Source organism: Leptospira weilii serovar Ranarum str. ICFT, assembly GCF_000332415.1.
Classification (GTDB): domain Bacteria; phylum Spirochaetota; class Leptospiria; order Leptospirales; family Leptospiraceae; genus Leptospira; species Leptospira weilii_A.
On sequence record NZ_AOHC02000030.1, the window covers coordinates 13,846 to 29,452 of the forward strand.

Genomic DNA, 15,607 nt, shown 5'->3' on the forward strand with positions numbered 1-15,607 from the left:
TATTTGAGATTGCGATTCTTTTCCGAACGACTCCAAAGTTATTTGTTATCCTTCAGTTCCCAAAGTCGGTTTTCGACCCGAAAACCGTCCCAGATTCTTTCCTCTAACCCCGATTCTACCAGTGTTTTTTTTTGTAGGGAGAGATCAATTGATATCGAGCGATCTATATCGGCATCTAAAATCTTGACTCTTCTTTTCTTTTCCCCTAAGATATTTACGGAGCGAAAAGTATGAAAAATAAATGGGTAGTCGTCGCCAATCGATCCGAAGCAAAAATTTTCGAGTATAAAGGATCTCACAAAGGTCTGAAGCTACTGGAAAGTATCGAAAATCCAAAAGGCAGAATGAAAAATCGAGAGTTGATCTCCGGTGGCGGTGGAAAACACGAAAAGGCGCAGAGAGTCGCCTTTGACACCGACTCCGTTCAGGAACCGAAACGAAGAGTTGCGGAATCTTTTGCCGGCCAAATTTCGGACGCGATCTCTCAAGGACGCAAGTCCAATCGTTTTCTCAGTCTTGTTCTCATTTCAGAACCGAGGTTTCTCGGAATGCTTTTGGATAAGATGGATCGAAGATCCCAGTCGATGATTTTTCATAAGATGGGAAAAGATATCACCACGACGAACCATCGAGTGATCCTCTCTCACCTTCGAGAAATTCTAACATAGAATCGTTCCTTTGCCGAAGTCTCAGCACGAACCCTCCTCTCCCTCAGAAGCATTTTTTCGAAATGAGACTTAATCTGTGGGAACTACCACGTTTTATTACGAACTTTCGAATGATTGTAACCGATTTCTTTTAAGGTTTTGTGGGACAGGTTCTTAATTTGTCGGAACTTTTCACTTAGGAAAGAAATAGACAGAATCCTCCTCTTTCGATTATTTAATTTTTTGATTTCATTTTCAATCAATCGAATACTCGGAGACTTGAATGGCGAACACACAGGGTAAATACGTCCTTTCCATCGACAGCGGGGGAAGCGGAATTCGCGCGTTTTTACTGGATCGAAAAGGTAAAATCGTAGAAAGACAGTATGAAAAAACCCCTCCGAACATTCCGACGACGGGAGCCTTGGAACACGATCCGGAAATTCTATGGAAAGCCCTTCTTTCCCTTTTGAAAAAAATCCGACAGAATCAACAAGTCGTAAAAGAAATTGCCGCATTAGGAATCTGTAATCAACGAGGATCGTTTCTTCTTTGGGAAAAATCCACGGGTAAACCCTTAACACCTTTGATCAGTTGGGCGGACGTTCGTTCTCATCAAACGGCCGAAGCCATGAATCGAAATCCGATCTGGAAAATCATCCGTTTTGTTTCCACGATTGTCGGAAGATTGACCAATCATCCGATGATGATCGCCACTTCCATGCTCAAATTTACGACCGATCACGCGACTTGCCGATTGAAATGGGTTTTAGACGAGAACCCGGATCTGAAACAAAGATGCAAAAAAGGAGAAGTTCTTTTCGGCACCTTGGACACCTGGTTTATTTATAAACTGAACGGAGGGAAACGACATCTTACCGATTCGTCTAACGCGGTCGCTACGGGAATGTTCAATCCTTTTCAGTTGATCTGGAATCAACCGATCCTTACGATTTTCGGAATTCCTTCCAATCTGTTTCCGGAAGTAAAGGACAGTAACGGAGACTTCGGTCATTGTTTGCCCGAGTTTCTCGGAGGACATTCGATCCCGATTCGAGCTTCGATCGGAGATCAGATGGCGGCTCTTTTCGGTCATTGTTGTTTCGAACCGGGTGAAGTCAAAATCTCCCAAGGTTCCGGAGCCTTTGTGGATATCAACATCGGTCCCAAGGCAAAACTTTCCAAACGCGGGCTGTTCCCAATGATCGCTTGGAGAATCGACGGCAAAACCACTTACATGTTGGAAGGTTACGTTGCGACCGCCGGAACTCTCATCGATTGGTTGGGGAAAGGGATCGGACTTTCCGATACGCCTAAGGTTCTGAACGAACTCGCGGCTCAAGCGGAGGATACGGAAGGAGTCGTTTTTATTCCTACTCCAACCGGCGCTCGTTTTCCTTACTTCAATCCTCGCGCAAAAGCTTCCGTGATCGGGCTTTCTCTTGCTTCTCATAGAAGACACGTCGCGAGAGCCGTCTTGGAAGGGATCTCTCTCAGTCTATATGAGATCTTGGAAGGGATTCAACAAGATACAAAGGTTAAGATCAGGGATATCAAAGTGGACGGAGGCGTTTCTCAATCCGATATTCTGCTGCAATGCCTTTCGAATTTTTCGGATGTGAGAGTGGATCGCGCTCCCGAACCGGATATGACCGCAACGGGCGCTGCGTATCTCGCGGGTTTGTCCGTCGGCTTTTGGAAGAACTTAGAAGAACTAAAAAGTTTACAGAAAGGTTATAAATCTTTCGAACCCAAGATGGACTCGATCCAAAGAGTTCAAAAGATTGAACGTTGGAAAAAAGCCGTTGCCGCCACACTTTCCATCGAATGAAGAGCGGGTTTTCCGAACAACTTAAGAACCCGAATTTTTTTTACGGCTCTTAGAGGAAGAACCTTTCCCGGATTTTTTAGAACGAATTTGAATTCCCAACGTTTTTAAACTCGCTTGCATCGCGTCTCTAAAACCGGGATATAAATTCAGCGCGTTAAAAAAATCCTCCTTACTGAGAGTATAAAGTTCGGAGATTCCGACGGAACGAACCGTCGCCGATCTCCTTTCTTCCGTAACCAAAGCCAATTCTCCGAAAAACTTTCCCTCGGAAAGAACTGCGATCACTTCGGAGTCGTCTTTGGAAAGTATCTCCACAAACCCTTCGGTTAAGATGTAAAGGTTATCACCTATATCACCTTTTCTGAATAGAATGTCCCCCGGAAGAAAAATATGATGTTTTAAGGAAAACACAAGAGTTGTAACGAGAGCGTCCTCCGCGCCTTTCAGAAAGGGAACCTTTTCGAGCAATTCCTTATGCAGATGAATTTTGACCTCTCTTTGTAAGGAAAGAGGGAGATCGTTTAAAAGTTCCGTCTCGTTTTCACCGAGCCCTCTTTCCATAATATACATGTAATAGTCTCGGATTTTTCTTCGGATGAAATAGGGCAGATTCCTCGCCTTTAGATAAGAATCCACTTGAGACATTCGTTTGAGCTGAGCCGTGCGGATTAAATCTAGATTTCCTAATATACTCGCGATGTTACCGATAACCGTGGCGTAAACCGCGGCGCCCAACATCATCACAAGAATGACGTAGATCCTTTGATTGGTAGTTACGGGTAAAACGTCTCCGTAACCCACCGTCGCCAAAGTCATCACGGACCAATAGAGAGCTTTGACGTATTCGTCCCAACCGGTTTTTGCGGAGTCCAGTTCGTCCATATACAACCAACCTACGGCGCACCAATGGGCGACGACGCTGATCCAAAATCCGAGTAAAACCAATCGTAACACACCGGGTGCGGGTTTGAACGCGAGGTTGAGTCTGTGTAAAATCGCGGGAACTCGAACGACCTTTACGATTCGAGTGATTCCGCAAAGAAGAAATAGGTACGGATGAAAAGACAGATTGATTCCTAAAATTTTCTGAGCCGCAAGTTCGAACGGAAACGCCGCGATAAAATCGAAAAAGAACCAAGTCTTGAGATAACGGAGAATGTTTTCTTTTCGGATATAAACCGGTTTTCCTTTGACGAACTCGGGAGAAAAGATATAAAAAAGAATGTCTCCGAAGTAAAGAAAATCCACGAGAATATAAAGACCGCTTATTGCAAATCCTTGTTCGTACGACACAACGATCCGCAGAGGAGATTCCACGGAGGCGTAAAGGATACACACGAAAATTACGACGTCCCAAAGGATACGCGTTCGACTGTCCGCATGAAACAGACTCATTTGGTTCGCTCCACTTTTTTGGAATATTCGATTTCGATCACGTTCAATTTTTGCGTCCGATCCGTTTAGAGCTTGTCTCAAAACTTTGATAGAACTTGAGATAAGCTGGAATTGAGAAACAATCTACCAGTTTTGGGACAGGTTCTTAGTTCCGAACGGAACGAACCGGTAACTTCCGCGAAAAAGGATACCCGATCTTGTTGTCTTTAGAAAGAATTTATTTTTTAGTTTGTGCGAAAGAGGCGGAACCGAACGGATTTTTAAACCGAAAATTTCTCCATCAGACGTTTGATCTTATCCGATTGTTCGTCGATCCTTTTGGCGCCGGAGTTGATTTCCTGAGAACCCGAAGCGATCAAACCCGCGCCCTGCAAAAGATCTTGAATCGAATGTGTGATGGAACCGTATGCGGTTTTATTTTCCAAAGAAGAATGTTCCAAATTCGTAATATTCGAAGCGATCTCGTGCATCTTGCGAGTATAAAGATTCAAACCGGATTCCTGAGTTCTCATGTCCTCCAAAAGATGCATGCTAAAACGAGCCATGTTGGAGGCGTTCTCCTCGATCATCGTAAAAAAATCCGAAAATTGACTCATTTCTCCGTTTCCGGATTCGATACTGGCTCTCGTAAATTCGATCAAATCCGTAATCTCTCTTGTGTTTCTCATCGTATGATCGGCAAGTTGTGAGATCTCGTCGGCGACGATCGAAAATCCTCGTCCCTGTTCTCCGGCTCTCGCGGCTTCGATCGCCGCGTTGAGAGCAAGCATGTTTGTGCGGGTGGAAATATCTCCGATCTTTACGAGGGATTCGTTGATTTTTTGAACGGTACGTTTCACTTCTAAAAAGGATTTCCGAACCCCGTCCACTTTTTCCCTTCCTTTTAACGCGGTTTCGGAGGACTCTTGCGCCTTCAACGTCAAAGAGTTCAAAGACTCGGTCACAGTAATCAAGGAGGAAAGATTTTTCTGGATTTCCTTTTCCAAGTTTCTAAGATGTTCGGCGGAAGTAAGGATGATGGAAGTATTCGTTTCGACTAACGCGCTCAGACGATCGATATGATCGGCCACTTTCTGGGAATCGTCCGCCTGAGTTTCCGAAGTGGAAATAAATTCTTTCGAAACCTTATAGAATTCCTTGCTCGCCTTTTGGGAATTCTCGACCGAAATTCTCACTTCGACGATGATTTCACGCAAAGATGTTTCCATCTTTTTTAAGAATTCCAAAAGTTCTCCCATTTCGTCGAAACGATCGATCTCGATCCGATTGTTCAAATTTCCGTTTTGAATTTCGGACGCGAAGTGAATCGCCTTTTTGAGAGGGAACATCACGGATCGGATGATCGATCTGGAAAATAAGATTCCCGCGATCAAAGAAAGAAAAGAAAGAACACAGATCATATACAAAGAAAACGTAAGTTGAGATTCCGCGACGTCCTCGCTCTTGCGGGAATGGGACGCTTCGAGTTCGATCAAAACCTTGATCGTTTTTCGAAGGGAAGCGTTCAAAGGATTGATTCCTCGAACGTACAGAATCTGAGCTTCCTGTCTTTTATTTTCCTTACCCAAAAGATGAATCGTTTCCGCGTATTGGGAAAGATTCTCCAAACCCTCTTCGAAAATTTTCAGATTTTCAAGTTCGTTCGCTTCCAAAGAAAATTCCCGAAACGTCGCGTTATTCTTCTTGATTTCATCCAAAAGGTTTCGCACTTTCTTGTATTCCTCTTCGGAAAGAAGCGCGTCGATCGTGGATACTTTGGAGGAAAGAGTCAGCTCCGCAAGAATCAACTTTTCCAAAGTTAAGTTCATCAACTGAAATTTAGGTTGCGAATTTTCGATCATCGATCGAATCGTTTTCCGATACACGAACGTATTGTAAACGATCAGAGCGGAAGAAAGGATAAACACTCCGATGATGGCTCCGAAACTGAAGCGCAATCTCGTTTTAATACTGATACTGCCGAGTAAATTCACTGTTTCAATTTGCGAAAACGTTTCGCCGGTCTATTTTGATTTCGAAAGAAAGTTGATGTAAGAAATCACGTCTTTGATTTGTTCTTCGGACAATTCTTCCTTCCAAGGAGGCATAAACGGGGAACGATTTACGCCGCCTCCCCCCTTTTTGATGATCTCTTCTTTTTGTACATCGGTCAACTTGGTGATCGTAAGATTTGCCGGAGGAGGAACCTTCCCCGTCGCGAGGCGGCCTTTTCCGTCCGCGGCTTCTCCGTGACAAAGTACACAATAAGTGCGGAACACGATACTTCCGCGAACGGCGGATTTTTCCATGGAATCGAGAGCCGTCAAAGAAAACGCGGACCCCGAAACAAGAAAAAGAATTATAAATTTTGAATATTCTTTCATTATTGTACGTCAATCGTCATTTTCATTTCGGGATGGATCGCACACTGAACGGTAATCTTGCCGGACTTTTCAAACTTTACCTTTTGCGTTTTTCCCTGAGAATACGAACCTAAATCGAAAATTTTTGCGGGAGAAAGGGAATACACATTGTGATAAAAAGTGTCGTAATTGGGAAAACTCACCACGTCTCCGACTTTGATTTTTAAGGATTCCACCGTAAAACCCTTATTCTTTTGACCCACTTCGTGTTCCGCCGCCGAAACGTTTCCGCCGCAAAAAACGAGAAAAATAAAAACCGCAGTAAATCGAACCAACATTCAATACTCCTAATTTATGAATTTATAATAAAATTATCTCGGAAATTCCGGAATTGCAATCGGGACCATTTTACCGCTTAAGGACTTCATAAACTCGACGAGATCCGTCTTTTCCTCCGCGGTGAGTTTGAGAGCGGCCATGTTCGGATCCAGATTGTTTTTTTCGTCCCCGCCGCGATCGTAATGTTCTACAACTTCTTCCAAGGTTGTATAACTTCCGTCGTGCATATACGGTCCCGTTAAAGCGACATCCCGCAAACCGGGAGTTTTGAAAGCGCCCTTCATGGATTTTACCGCCACGATTTTAAATCTTCCGACTTCCTTGGAGGCGTTTTTTAAACCAATATTATGAAATCCGTTGTCCGAAAACCGGTCGCCTTGATGACACGCGGAACAATTCGCTTTTCCGTTAAAAACGGAAAAACCCCTTTGTGCCGATTCCGAAATCGCCGTTTTATCCCCTTTTTTCCAACGATCAAACGAAGACTCCCCCGAAAGGATCGTTCTTTCAAAACTCGCGATTGCCTTTCCGATCGTCACCGCGTTTATGTCCTCGTTCGGATACGCCTTGGAGAACAATTCCTTGTATCCGCGAATATTCTTTAATTCTAATATAAGTTCGTCCAGATCCTGATTCATTTCATCGGGAGACGAAATCGGACCCAACGCCTGCGCTTCCAGATTATCCGCCCGCCCGTCCCAGAACATTTTGTTTCCGTAGGCCCCGTTGAGAATCGTGGGAGTGTTTTTTCCCAATACCTTCATATTGTGTCCGACTGCGGTTTTCAGTCCGTCCGCCCAAGCGAGACCCGGATTATGGCAAGTCGCACAACTGATCCAATTGGAACCGGAAAGGATCGGATCGAAAAATAATGTTTTTCCCAGTAGGATTCGCTCCGGAGTCGGAGAATTATCGGGAGGAAAAGGATAGGCGATCGTTTCTACCTTTTTCGTTTCACTTTCCTTACGAACGAGTTCTTTGTTTTCGTCTTTGCAGGATGAAATCAAAAGCGAGTTGAGAATTAAAAATACGATCCAAAGAATTCGAAACAAATCGGCCCCCTTTAACGTTCCAATTTTTTATCGCTTTAGAATATTCTAATAATCCTTCCGTATCCACTTAGTTTATAACTTAGAACATTAATTATTATAATCCCAAAAATTATCTTTGATTTGTAATGTAGATATCGCACGAATTTATGGCGGAACGATTAGGAAAAAACTTATTTTTGACGGATACTAGAATTCAGTGGTTAGGGTTCAGAGGGATTTTTCCTAAAAGGGTGATTAGACTTTAACAAAGTACAATCTCCCTCTTCTGTAAATGATCTCTGATCTCTGAACTCTGAACTCTGAACTCTGAACTCTGATTTCTAAACCCTAACCACTAGTACCCTAAGATCAGATCCAGAACGACTTTTCCGTCCACTTCACCGGTGATCGAATTCATCGCCCTTTCCGGGTGAGGCATCATTCCCGCGACCTTGAAATTTTTGGACGTGATACCCGCGATCGCATCCAGAGAACCGTTCGGATTTTCCCCGAAGTAACGAAATAAAATTCTCTCTTCGTCTTCGAGTCGTTTGATAACGTCGGATGTCGCATAATAACAACCGTCCGCGTGAGCGATCGGGATTTTCAATTCTTTCCGAGAATCGAGAGAAGCAGTCACCGGATTTCCGGAGGAACCTTTTTGTAAGGTCACCGTTTTGCAGATGTATTTGAGAGTTTTATTTCTTGTAAGAGCGCCGGGTAGGAACTCCGCTTCCGTAAGAATTTGAAATCCGTTGCAGATCCCGAAAAGTTTTCCGCCCTTGTCCACGTGTTCCTTAACGGACTTCATCACCGGAGAAAAACCCGCCATCGCCCCGGAACGAAGATAATCCCCGTAGGAAAAACCGCCCGGAAGAATAACCAGCTCGTATTTTTTATCGAGCTGATCCCTGTGCCAGACCGAATCGACTTCGGCGTTGTACTGATTTTTTAAGACGCGGCGGATATCCGCGTCACAATTGGAACCTGGAAAAGTAACAACCGCGACTTTCATATTTTTTGAATATTCGCAAAATATGTTTCTATAACGTGATTGACGAGAATTTTATCGCAAAGTCTTTCCACGTCCTTCCTGGCCGTCTCTTCGTCGGGAGCGTCTATTTTAAGTTCGATATATTTACCGACTCTCACGTCTTGAACGGATTTTTCTCCGACTTCGGAGAGAACTTTTTTTACCGTACTTCCTTGCGGATCTAAAACGGAGTCCTTGAGGACTACTTGGATTTTTGCGATGTACATGAAAGAATGAGATCCTCTATCTTCTGATATTTTTCTCTCAGCTCTTGGATAAGTTCCGCCGGGAGATCGGGCGCGGGCGGCATTTTGTTCCAGCTCGTAGTTTCCAGATAATTCCTAAGGATCTGCTTGTCCAAACTCGGTGGAGAAATTCCGACGGAATACGTATCCGCAGACCAATACCGGGAAGAATCCGGCGTCAGAAGCTCGTCGATCAGAATGACCTGTCCGTCCAAGATCCCAAACTCGAATTTGGTATCACAAAGAATGATTCCCGCCCTATCTACCACTTCGGAGGCGCGCAAGAAAATGGAAATCGATTTTTCTTTTAGAATCCCGAACAACTCCTTTCCGATCCGATTCTCCATTTCTTTTTCGGAGATGTTCTCGTCGTGGCCTTGATCGTTTTTTACCGCGGGAGTAAAAACGGGCTCCGGAAGTTTTTCGGACTCTTTCAAACCGGCGGAAAGTTTAACACCCGCGAGAGTTCCCGCATCCTTGTATTCCTTCCAACCCGAACCGGAAATATAACCTCGAACCACACATTCATAGTCGATTCGTTTGCACTTCTTGACAAGAACCGATCTGCCTTCCAGGTCTTCATGATTGCAAAAGGGAGAAGGAAAATTTTTCACGTCCGTTTCCAAAATATGATTGGGTACGTCTTTGAAAAATTCGAACCAAGAAACGGAAATCCGATTCAGAACTTTTCCTTTGTTCGGCACCGTCTGCGGAAAAACGACGTCGAACGCGGAGATACGATCCGAAGAGGAAAGAATCAGTTTATCGCCGAGATCGTAGATGTCCCTTACTTTTCCTTTGTAAGAAGGATTCGGCAAATTCATAATTTCAAAACCATCATAGCGATATCGTCGTCATTCGTACCTCTGTCCGAGTGGGCAAGGATGGACTCCATCATGGAAACGAGAATGTCCCCTCCTTTGGAAACCCCATCCTTAAAGATACTCATCAGTTTTTCTTCTCCGAGAATATTCATACTCTTGTCGGCGATCTCGGTCGCGCCGTCCGTATAAAGAAGAAGATAAGAACCTTTCTCGAATTGAACGGATTTGAATTCCTCCGTTACGTTGATTTCAATCGGAATGATCAAAGGACCCATACCGGGAAGAGTTGTAACCTCTCCGTTTTGATAAAGCATCGGAGAAGGATGACCTCCGTTCGAATATTCGAAATTCAGATCCTTGTGTAAGATTCCGTAAAAGAACGTGATCGAAAATTCGTCGGGAAGAATTTTCTCAAGATTATGACGAAGGGTCTGCACCTTCTCTTGCAAACTCTGATCCGGAGAAAGACTGGAGACTTGCATCTTGAGCATCGCAGCGAGTAAGGCCGCCGAAGGACCGTGACCGGAACAGTCCGCGATAAAAATATGAAGAGAATCGTTTTCGATCCAAGCGTCCGTGTAATCCCCGCCGATCTGCATCAAAGGTTGAAAGATCGTACTCAAACAGACCCCGTTCCATTCCAATTCTTTTTCCGGAAGGAGCTCCTGTTGAACCTTTCTCGCCATGACCAATTCTCTTTCGTAATTTTTTTTCTGCTCTAAAACCTCGTCCTGAAGGATTTTAATCCGAATGCAGGCGCGGATCTTGGCGAGCAATTCTCTGGGTTGAAACGGTTTATTGATGAAGTCGTCCCCGCCGTGGGAAATCGCTTCGTCAAAACCGACTTCGCGATTGATCCCCGTAATAAAAAGAATGGGAAGAAGTTTGAATCTTTCGATTTCTCTCAGTTCTCTGCAAAACGAAAAACCGTCTTGGTCCGGCATACTTACGTCCAACAAAAGAACGTCCACTCGATTGGTGAGAAGCACGTTACGCGCATCCGCCGCGGACTCCGCCGTAAAAACCTGAAAACCCAAAGGTTTTAGAGTATGTACGATCAGCTTTAGGTTGATCTCAGAATCGTCGACCGCAAGCACCGTATAAAGACTGTAATTGGGAGAGGCGTTCAAAGTTTTTACCCTTCCCTTTCCGGTAAACTTTCGCGCAGATCTTCGATCTTAGACAAACGATAAGCAAAACGAAATAATACCAAAAATAGAATATGATACGCAAGGACCCCCATCCAAAAAGTCAGACGAATGTCAAAATCCATTCCCCCTTTTCCGAGGATCGACTCCGGATGATTTCCGGGATTGTCCATCCAACGAATGGCGCCCCAGGTGATAACCGCGTTCACCGCGCATAAAATACTTAAAAAAGCCGAAAAAACTTTTTTCTTGGAAACGTCCGTAATCAATATTCGAAAAACAAAATATGCAATTAAACTAATCAATAAAACGGTAAAAGACTGAAGTCTCGCGTCCGTTTTATCCCAGGAGACGCCCCAGGCGCTGAGCGCCCAAATTCTTCCGGAAAAAACGACTCCCACCGCAAACAAAAGAGCGATCTGATTTGCGGAAAGGGAAAGTAAGTCCCATTTGGATTCTTTTCGGATCAGATAAAGAACCGCAAAAACGAGGGAAAAGATCGGACCGTAAAGGGCCACCCAGGCCACCGGAACGTGAAAGTAAAAGATTCTGTGGGCGGTTCCTTGTTGCAAAATCACATTCGGAAAATTGAGTGAAAATAAAACTACGACCGGAAAACCGATCAAAAAAACCGCGGATAAAATCCAGTCCCAAACGGGATGAGCGATTCGGATTTTCATAAGAAGTAGAGTATTCGCGAGAATGTCGGTGGAATCAAGAAAGATTCTTCGGTTCTTCAGGGTTCGTCACCGGAAAGTTCCAAAAGTAAAATTCCGATCCCCGCGTAAAAAACACAAAACGAAAGTAGGATGGAAAGTCCCGGAATCGGATCGAAAACGGGTAGCCGTTCCAACTTTCTCTCCGCCTCCATTCCGAAAAGTAAAACCGGAATCGTAAACGGAATCATCAAAAGCGGTAGCAGAATTTCTTTCAGTCTGGACGAATCGCTGATATGACTCAGAGCGACTCCCAAAAAAGAAATACAAAGAACGCCGGGCAAAAGAAAAATCAAATTGACGGTTAGGTCTTTCCAACCCAAAGGGAAAGCCTGAAAAAAAACGGATAATAAAATCATTAAGTAGACCGCGGCGATCGTAAGCCCGGAAAAAACGGCGAAAGACTTGGAAAGAAAACGCATCCAAGTCGGAATAAAAAGGGAACCGATTCTCCCCCCACCGCTTTCCCGTTCCTCCCAAGCCGATTGACCGATAAAAACGTAAGAGGTCAGAAACAAAACGGACCATTTGATTCCGATCAGGGTTTGCCGATCGAGTTTACCGGTTTGTTCCAACGCATAATTAAAAATGAATACGATCGAAGTGATTAAAACGAGAACGGAAAGAATTCCGTTGATCGCCCTTCCCAATAACAGAAATTCCTTATGAAGCTGAGAGAACAGAAGTTTCAAGATTTCCCTCCTTTAAGGTCAGGGTTCTCGTCCCGCGAGAAAAAGAAATTCCGGGATCGTGAGTTACCATCAACACCGCGGAGTTGTGAGAAAATTCCTCCAAAAGACGAATTGCGGTTTCGAATCCGGATCGGTCCAAGGCCGTAAAAGGTTCGTCCAAAAGAATCAAATCGCCTCCGGTCAAAAGCGCTCGAACCAAAGCCGACTTTTGTTTCATTCCCCGGGAGAACGTGAAAATCGGATCCTGTTTTCTCGTCCAGAGTCGGAAGGACCTGAGCAGGGTTTCCACTTTTTCCTCCGGGTATTTCGTTTTTGCGATGGAAAGAAAGTAACGAAGATTTTCCTCGAGACTGAGAGAAGTATAAAGTCCGAGTTCGTGGCCGAGATAAGAGATCCGAGGAGTTTGCGACTCCGAAAATATAAAAGAATCCTTATGATGTTCGTGATTGAGAATCGCCCTGAGAAGAGTGGATTTTCCGGCGCCGTTGTCCCCTCGAAGAAACGCGAGTTCTCCTCGGAAAAGAGAGAATGAGACCTGCTTGAGAATCCGTTTTTTTCCGATAGAATAAGATAGATCTTTGCAGACGAAAAGCGCTTGTTCTTGGAGTGGCAAAACGATTCCTCTTAGGATGTCAAGGTCTCTTTGGAAACGGGATTTACAATGCGTTTTTTTAGGGATCAGAGTTCAGAGGGATAGGGCGATTGGGTTTTAACAAAGGGTGATTTTATGATCGAGAAAAATTTCGCGAGTTTTCCCGCCCTTTCGTCGCGCACGAAGATCCTTCTCTATTCTACCGTATTCGTTTTTATTTTTGTAAATCGAACGACCGAAGCGCAACTCCGGATCGGCGACCAATATTATTCCGGTTTGCTCTGGGGCCAAAATGAAATTCTTTCTCCGGAATACTACAACGACGGTTCTTTTTTAAGAACGGACCAGGACTTCATTTTGGCGGCGGGAAGAAATTGGAAAGGAGATCCTCCTCCTTCCCGGGGAAGTTTTTACTTCGAAGGAAAGGAAATTCTCAACTGCGGCTTTTTTAACAACGGGGCGGTTTCTCTTTTGGAAAAAGGGACTTCGGAAGATCGACAAAAGGCGATTTCCATGCTCGAAGAAGGAACTCGTTTCGATCCTAAATTTTTTCCGTTTCGATACAACTTAGGAAGGGCCTATCACCTGGAAAAAAAGTATCGGAAGTCTATTACACAATTAGAATATGCGAGCACGGAAATTCCGGAATATTACAGAACCTATATTCACCTGGGAACGTTGTATGAAATCGTTCAAGAACCGATCAACGCTACGATTTTATGGAGAAAAGCGGTTTCGCTTAACGAGTTCCATACGGAAGCGCTTCTACTTTTGGCGGATCATTACATCCGCACCGATCTCAAAAACCGCGCGCTTCTTTATATCAAAGAAGCCTCAAGGATCGACGAACAAAGTCCCGATGCGAGAATGGGAAGAGCGAGAATCGAACTTCTTTCCTCCAAGGATCTCTACGCTTACAGGATTTTTAAGAACACGGAACTCGTGGACGATTTGGGACAAAAGAAACAATATAACAAGAAGTTTCATTTCTTCTACGCCGAAACGGCTAGCAAGGTGGGCGATTATGTCACGGCTGCGGATCAATACGAACAACTTTTGAAATATCCGAACGATCCGTTCTTCTCCGAATTTTCTTATAAGGTGATCGAAAGAAGGAGAGATCTTGCGAAACGTTTCGCCGAAATCAAGTCCTTGGAAGAAGAAAACAAAAACGAGTGAAAAAGGTTTGCTTTTTTCAATTTTCTTCCGTTATCTTGAACCCGGAGGAATTTATGAAAAAAATCACCTGGCTCACAATCCTGTTTATCCTCCTTAACGTTCCTGCGTTCGCGCAGGCTAAAGAGAAAGGACAGGAAGACCTGAGTCGTTCCGATGTATTTTCCGAACATGGGAGTTCCTACACGAAATCCCTTCAGAAAATCGTCAGAGATCTGGAAAGTACGATCAACGAGAGGCTTACGGATTTGGAGAAGAAACATTCTCTTCTCGTAATTCTGAGACCGGAACTGGAAAAGGTGCAGACAATCGTCACGGAAGACATTCCTTTTACTTTCGACGAAGGGTATGAGAGTAACTTACTCAAGTATGTTCGTTTCAAGTTCGAGGCCGGCAAAATCAAGGAAGTTGAACTTGCCTCTGAGAAAAAAAGAATTCAATACGAATTCGCTTTTGAAAATAAAAGACTGATTTTTTCTCCTCCGGACGTGTTGGCATCCCAACTCAAACTCGAAAGATTCGACAAAATAGAGAACACCAAAGTGGGTGATATCTCTCTGGAAAATCAGATCAAAGCGTTGAGACTTTTAGAGTCCAGCCTAAGATCCTCGATCTACCGGATCGATATTATGATCGCTCTGTATAAAGACAAAAAAGACAGAAAAAATCTCTATCAGATCGATATCTGATCAAACGCGGAGGGAGCTCAGGTCGGTCGCCCGAATGAGTTCCCCCGTAAAAGAACTCTTATAGTTCGTCAACACTTCCTCCGTTTTTCCAAAATCCAACAAATTCCCTTTTTCTAATATTCCGATTTGATCGCAGAATTTTTTCGCAGTTCTAAAGCTGTGGGTAATGAGAAGGATCGTGATCTTTTTTTCCCTCGAAATCCTTTTCAAAAAAAACAAAACCTCGTTCAAAAGAATCGGATCCAAGGCGCCTAACGCTTCGTCCAGTAAAAGAATCTTAGGTTCGGTAAGTAACGCGCGAAGAATCGCCGCTCTTTGCAGCTCTCCGCCGGAAAAAGAAAGAACGTTTCGATTCAGGTCCTTGCCCGTCAACTGAAAAGAATATAATAAATCCTTTAAGGACTCTTCCCCTCTTTTCGCGATTTCTCCTCCTAATATTCGAAGCGGTTCCCTAAGCGCCTTTTCCAAAGACCAAGTCGGATTAAAACTTCCGACCGGATCTTGAAAGACGGGTTGCAACTCATGAATCGGAATTTCTTTTCGGTCCTTTCCGAAAATGAAAATCGATCCGCTTTGTTTTGAATTTTTATCCGAGTGAACTCCTAATATAACGCGGAAAAGGGACGTTTTTCCGGAGCCCGAACGTCCGAGGATTCCCAAAATCGTTCCGGGTTCGACTTCAAACGAAACCGAATCCAAAATCGTCCTCCGATCCAGTTGAAGATTGAGTCTTCGAATTTCTAAGGCTTTGTGGAGATCCGACATTTTTCCAATCTGAGACGATGCGATTTTTAAAACAAGAATTAAGGTTTTGAGATCGCTATGATTTTAAAGCGGATATTCATGATTTCCTCGCAGTCGCGATGTACGCCTCCGAGGAAAGTGAAATCGGAAGCCGCCTAATTTA

The 15,607-nt window shown here is 44.1% G+C and carries 17 protein-coding genes; 4 read left to right on the forward strand and 13 right to left on the reverse strand.

The features are described from left to right. The first annotated feature begins 230 nt into the window (after window positions 1-230). Both LEP1GSC060_RS09630 and LEP1GSC060_RS09635 read left to right on the forward strand, forming a co-directional pair. Window positions 231-668 carry a host attachment protein gene (locus LEP1GSC060_RS09630; protein WP_003002446.1) on the forward strand — a complete coding sequence of 146 codons (438 nt, stop codon included), beginning with the start codon at window positions 231-233 and terminating at the stop codon, window positions 666-668. A 262-nt stretch (window positions 669-930) separates the two neighbouring features. Next, window positions 931-2,478: a glycerol kinase 5 gene (locus tag LEP1GSC060_RS09635; protein ID WP_003002476.1), complete on the forward strand. Its 1,548-nt coding sequence runs from the start codon at window positions 931-933 to the stop codon at window positions 2,476-2,478. Window positions 2,479-2,499: 21 nt separating this feature from the next. On the opposite strand, the gene LEP1GSC060_RS09640 is transcribed toward LEP1GSC060_RS09635, so the two are convergent. From LEP1GSC060_RS09640 to LEP1GSC060_RS09695, 12 genes are all read right to left on the reverse strand, one after another. After that, the gene (locus tag LEP1GSC060_RS09640) at window positions 2,500-3,873 is read right to left on the reverse strand and encodes a cyclic nucleotide-binding domain-containing protein (protein ID WP_003002509.1); all 1,374 of its coding nucleotides are present in this window, start codon (window positions 3,871-3,873) and stop codon (window positions 2,500-2,502) included. Window positions 3,874-4,133: 260 nt separating this feature from the next. Then, window positions 4,134-5,846 (reverse strand): methyl-accepting chemotaxis protein, encoded by a 1,713-nt coding sequence (locus LEP1GSC060_RS09645; protein ID WP_036096029.1) that lies wholly within the window; start codon window positions 5,844-5,846, stop codon window positions 4,134-4,136. Window positions 5,847-5,876: 30 nt separating this feature from the next. Next, the gene (locus LEP1GSC060_RS09650; protein ID WP_003002437.1) at window positions 5,877-6,236 is read right to left on the reverse strand and encodes a c-type cytochrome; all 360 of its coding nucleotides are present in this window, start codon (window positions 6,234-6,236) and stop codon (window positions 5,877-5,879) included. After that, window positions 6,236-6,553, reverse strand: a complete 318-nt coding sequence (locus LEP1GSC060_RS09655; RefSeq protein ID WP_003002412.1) for a methylamine utilization protein — start codon at window positions 6,551-6,553, stop codon at window positions 6,236-6,238. Before LEP1GSC060_RS09655 ends, LEP1GSC060_RS09650 begins: the two co-directional genes overlap by 1 nt. A 33-nt stretch (window positions 6,554-6,586) precedes the next feature. Next, window positions 6,587-7,606 (reverse strand): cytochrome-c peroxidase, encoded by a 1,020-nt coding sequence (locus LEP1GSC060_RS09660; RefSeq protein WP_003002599.1) that lies wholly within the window; start codon window positions 7,604-7,606, stop codon window positions 6,587-6,589. Window positions 7,607-7,940: 334 nt separating this feature from the next. Next, entirely contained in the window at window positions 7,941-8,600 is a 660-nt protein-coding gene (purQ, locus tag LEP1GSC060_RS09665) for a phosphoribosylformylglycinamidine synthase subunit PurQ (RefSeq protein WP_003002455.1), read from the reverse strand. Then, window positions 8,597-8,845, reverse strand: coding sequence for a phosphoribosylformylglycinamidine synthase subunit PurS (gene purS / locus LEP1GSC060_RS09670; RefSeq protein ID WP_003002472.1), 249 nt, complete (start codon window positions 8,843-8,845; stop codon window positions 8,597-8,599). Before purS ends, purQ begins: the two co-directional genes overlap by 4 nt. Continuing rightward, a complete protein-coding gene (locus LEP1GSC060_RS09675) occupies window positions 8,821-9,687 on the reverse strand; it encodes a phosphoribosylaminoimidazolesuccinocarboxamide synthase (protein ID WP_003002564.1) in 867 nt (288 codons plus the stop codon). The genes purS and LEP1GSC060_RS09675 overlap by 25 nt, the downstream gene beginning before the upstream one ends. After that, entirely contained in the window at window positions 9,684-10,817 is a 1,134-nt protein-coding gene (locus LEP1GSC060_RS09680; protein WP_003002548.1) for a PP2C family protein-serine/threonine phosphatase, read from the reverse strand. Before LEP1GSC060_RS09680 ends, LEP1GSC060_RS09675 begins: the two co-directional genes overlap by 4 nt. Window positions 10,818-10,822: 5 nt before the next feature. Beyond that, window positions 10,823-11,515: a cytochrome c biogenesis protein CcsA gene (gene ccsA, locus LEP1GSC060_RS09685; protein ID WP_003002499.1), complete on the reverse strand. Its 693-nt coding sequence runs from the start codon at window positions 11,513-11,515 to the stop codon at window positions 10,823-10,825. 56 nt (window positions 11,516-11,571) lie between these two features. Next, the gene (locus LEP1GSC060_RS09690) at window positions 11,572-12,243 is read right to left on the reverse strand and encodes a heme exporter protein CcmB (protein ID WP_003002544.1); all 672 of its coding nucleotides are present in this window, start codon (window positions 12,241-12,243) and stop codon (window positions 11,572-11,574) included. Then, on the reverse strand, window positions 12,215-12,856 hold the full coding sequence (locus LEP1GSC060_RS09695; RefSeq protein WP_003002595.1) for an ABC transporter ATP-binding protein: 642 nt from the start codon (window positions 12,854-12,856) through the stop codon (window positions 12,215-12,217). The genes LEP1GSC060_RS09690 and LEP1GSC060_RS09695 overlap by 29 nt, the downstream gene beginning before the upstream one ends. A 114-nt stretch (window positions 12,857-12,970) precedes the next feature. Between LEP1GSC060_RS09695 and LEP1GSC060_RS09700 the strand changes: the two genes are divergently transcribed. Together LEP1GSC060_RS09700 and LEP1GSC060_RS09705 are read left to right on the forward strand one after the other, a co-directional pair. After that, the gene (locus LEP1GSC060_RS09700) at window positions 12,971-14,014 is read left to right on the forward strand and encodes a tetratricopeptide repeat protein (protein ID WP_003002409.1); all 1,044 of its coding nucleotides are present in this window, start codon (window positions 12,971-12,973) and stop codon (window positions 14,012-14,014) included. After that, window positions 14,011-14,700, forward strand: a complete 690-nt coding sequence (locus LEP1GSC060_RS09705; RefSeq protein ID WP_003002601.1) for a hypothetical protein — start codon at window positions 14,011-14,013, stop codon at window positions 14,698-14,700. The genes LEP1GSC060_RS09700 and LEP1GSC060_RS09705 overlap by 4 nt, the downstream gene beginning before the upstream one ends. Here LEP1GSC060_RS09705 and LEP1GSC060_RS09710 read toward each other — a convergent pair whose 3' ends face one another. Then, window positions 14,701-15,465, reverse strand: a complete 765-nt coding sequence (locus LEP1GSC060_RS09710) for an ABC transporter ATP-binding protein (protein WP_003002452.1) — start codon at window positions 15,463-15,465, stop codon at window positions 14,701-14,703. Between the last annotated feature and the right edge of the window lie 142 nt (window positions 15,466-15,607).

Bases quoted from the DNA above. Each gene is read 5' to 3' on its own strand.
- LEP1GSC060_RS09640 (WP_003002509.1), bottom strand. From the start codon at position 3,873: ATGAGTCTGTTTCATGCGGACAGTCGAACGCGTATCCTTTGGGACGTC.
- LEP1GSC060_RS09710 (WP_003002452.1), bottom strand. From the start codon at position 15,465: ATGTCGGATCTCCACAAAGCCTTAGAAATTCGAAGACTCAATCTTCAA.
- LEP1GSC060_RS09650 (WP_003002437.1), bottom strand. From the start codon at position 6,236: ATGAAAGAATATTCAAAATTTATAATTCTTTTTCTTGTTTCGGGGTCC.
- LEP1GSC060_RS09655 (WP_003002412.1), bottom strand. From the start codon at position 6,553: ATGTTGGTTCGATTTACTGCGGTTTTTATTTTTCTCGTTTTTTGCGGC.
- LEP1GSC060_RS09700 (WP_003002409.1), top strand. From the start codon at position 12,971: ATGATCGAGAAAAATTTCGCGAGTTTTCCCGCCCTTTCGTCGCGCACG.
- purQ (WP_003002455.1), bottom strand. From the start codon at position 8,600: ATGAAAGTCGCGGTTGTTACTTTTCCAGGTTCCAATTGTGACGCGGAT.
- LEP1GSC060_RS09635 (WP_003002476.1), top strand. From the start codon at position 931: ATGGCGAACACACAGGGTAAATACGTCCTTTCCATCGACAGCGGGGGA.
- LEP1GSC060_RS09630 (WP_003002446.1), top strand. From the start codon at position 231: ATGAAAAATAAATGGGTAGTCGTCGCCAATCGATCCGAAGCAAAAATT.
- ccsA (WP_003002499.1), bottom strand. From the start codon at position 11,515: ATGAAAATCCGAATCGCTCATCCCGTTTGGGACTGGATTTTATCCGCG.
- purS (WP_003002472.1), bottom strand. From the start codon at position 8,845: ATGTACATCGCAAAAATCCAAGTAGTCCTCAAGGACTCCGTTTTAGAT.
- LEP1GSC060_RS09675 (WP_003002564.1), bottom strand. From the start codon at position 9,687: ATGAATTTGCCGAATCCTTCTTACAAAGGAAAAGTAAGGGACATCTAC.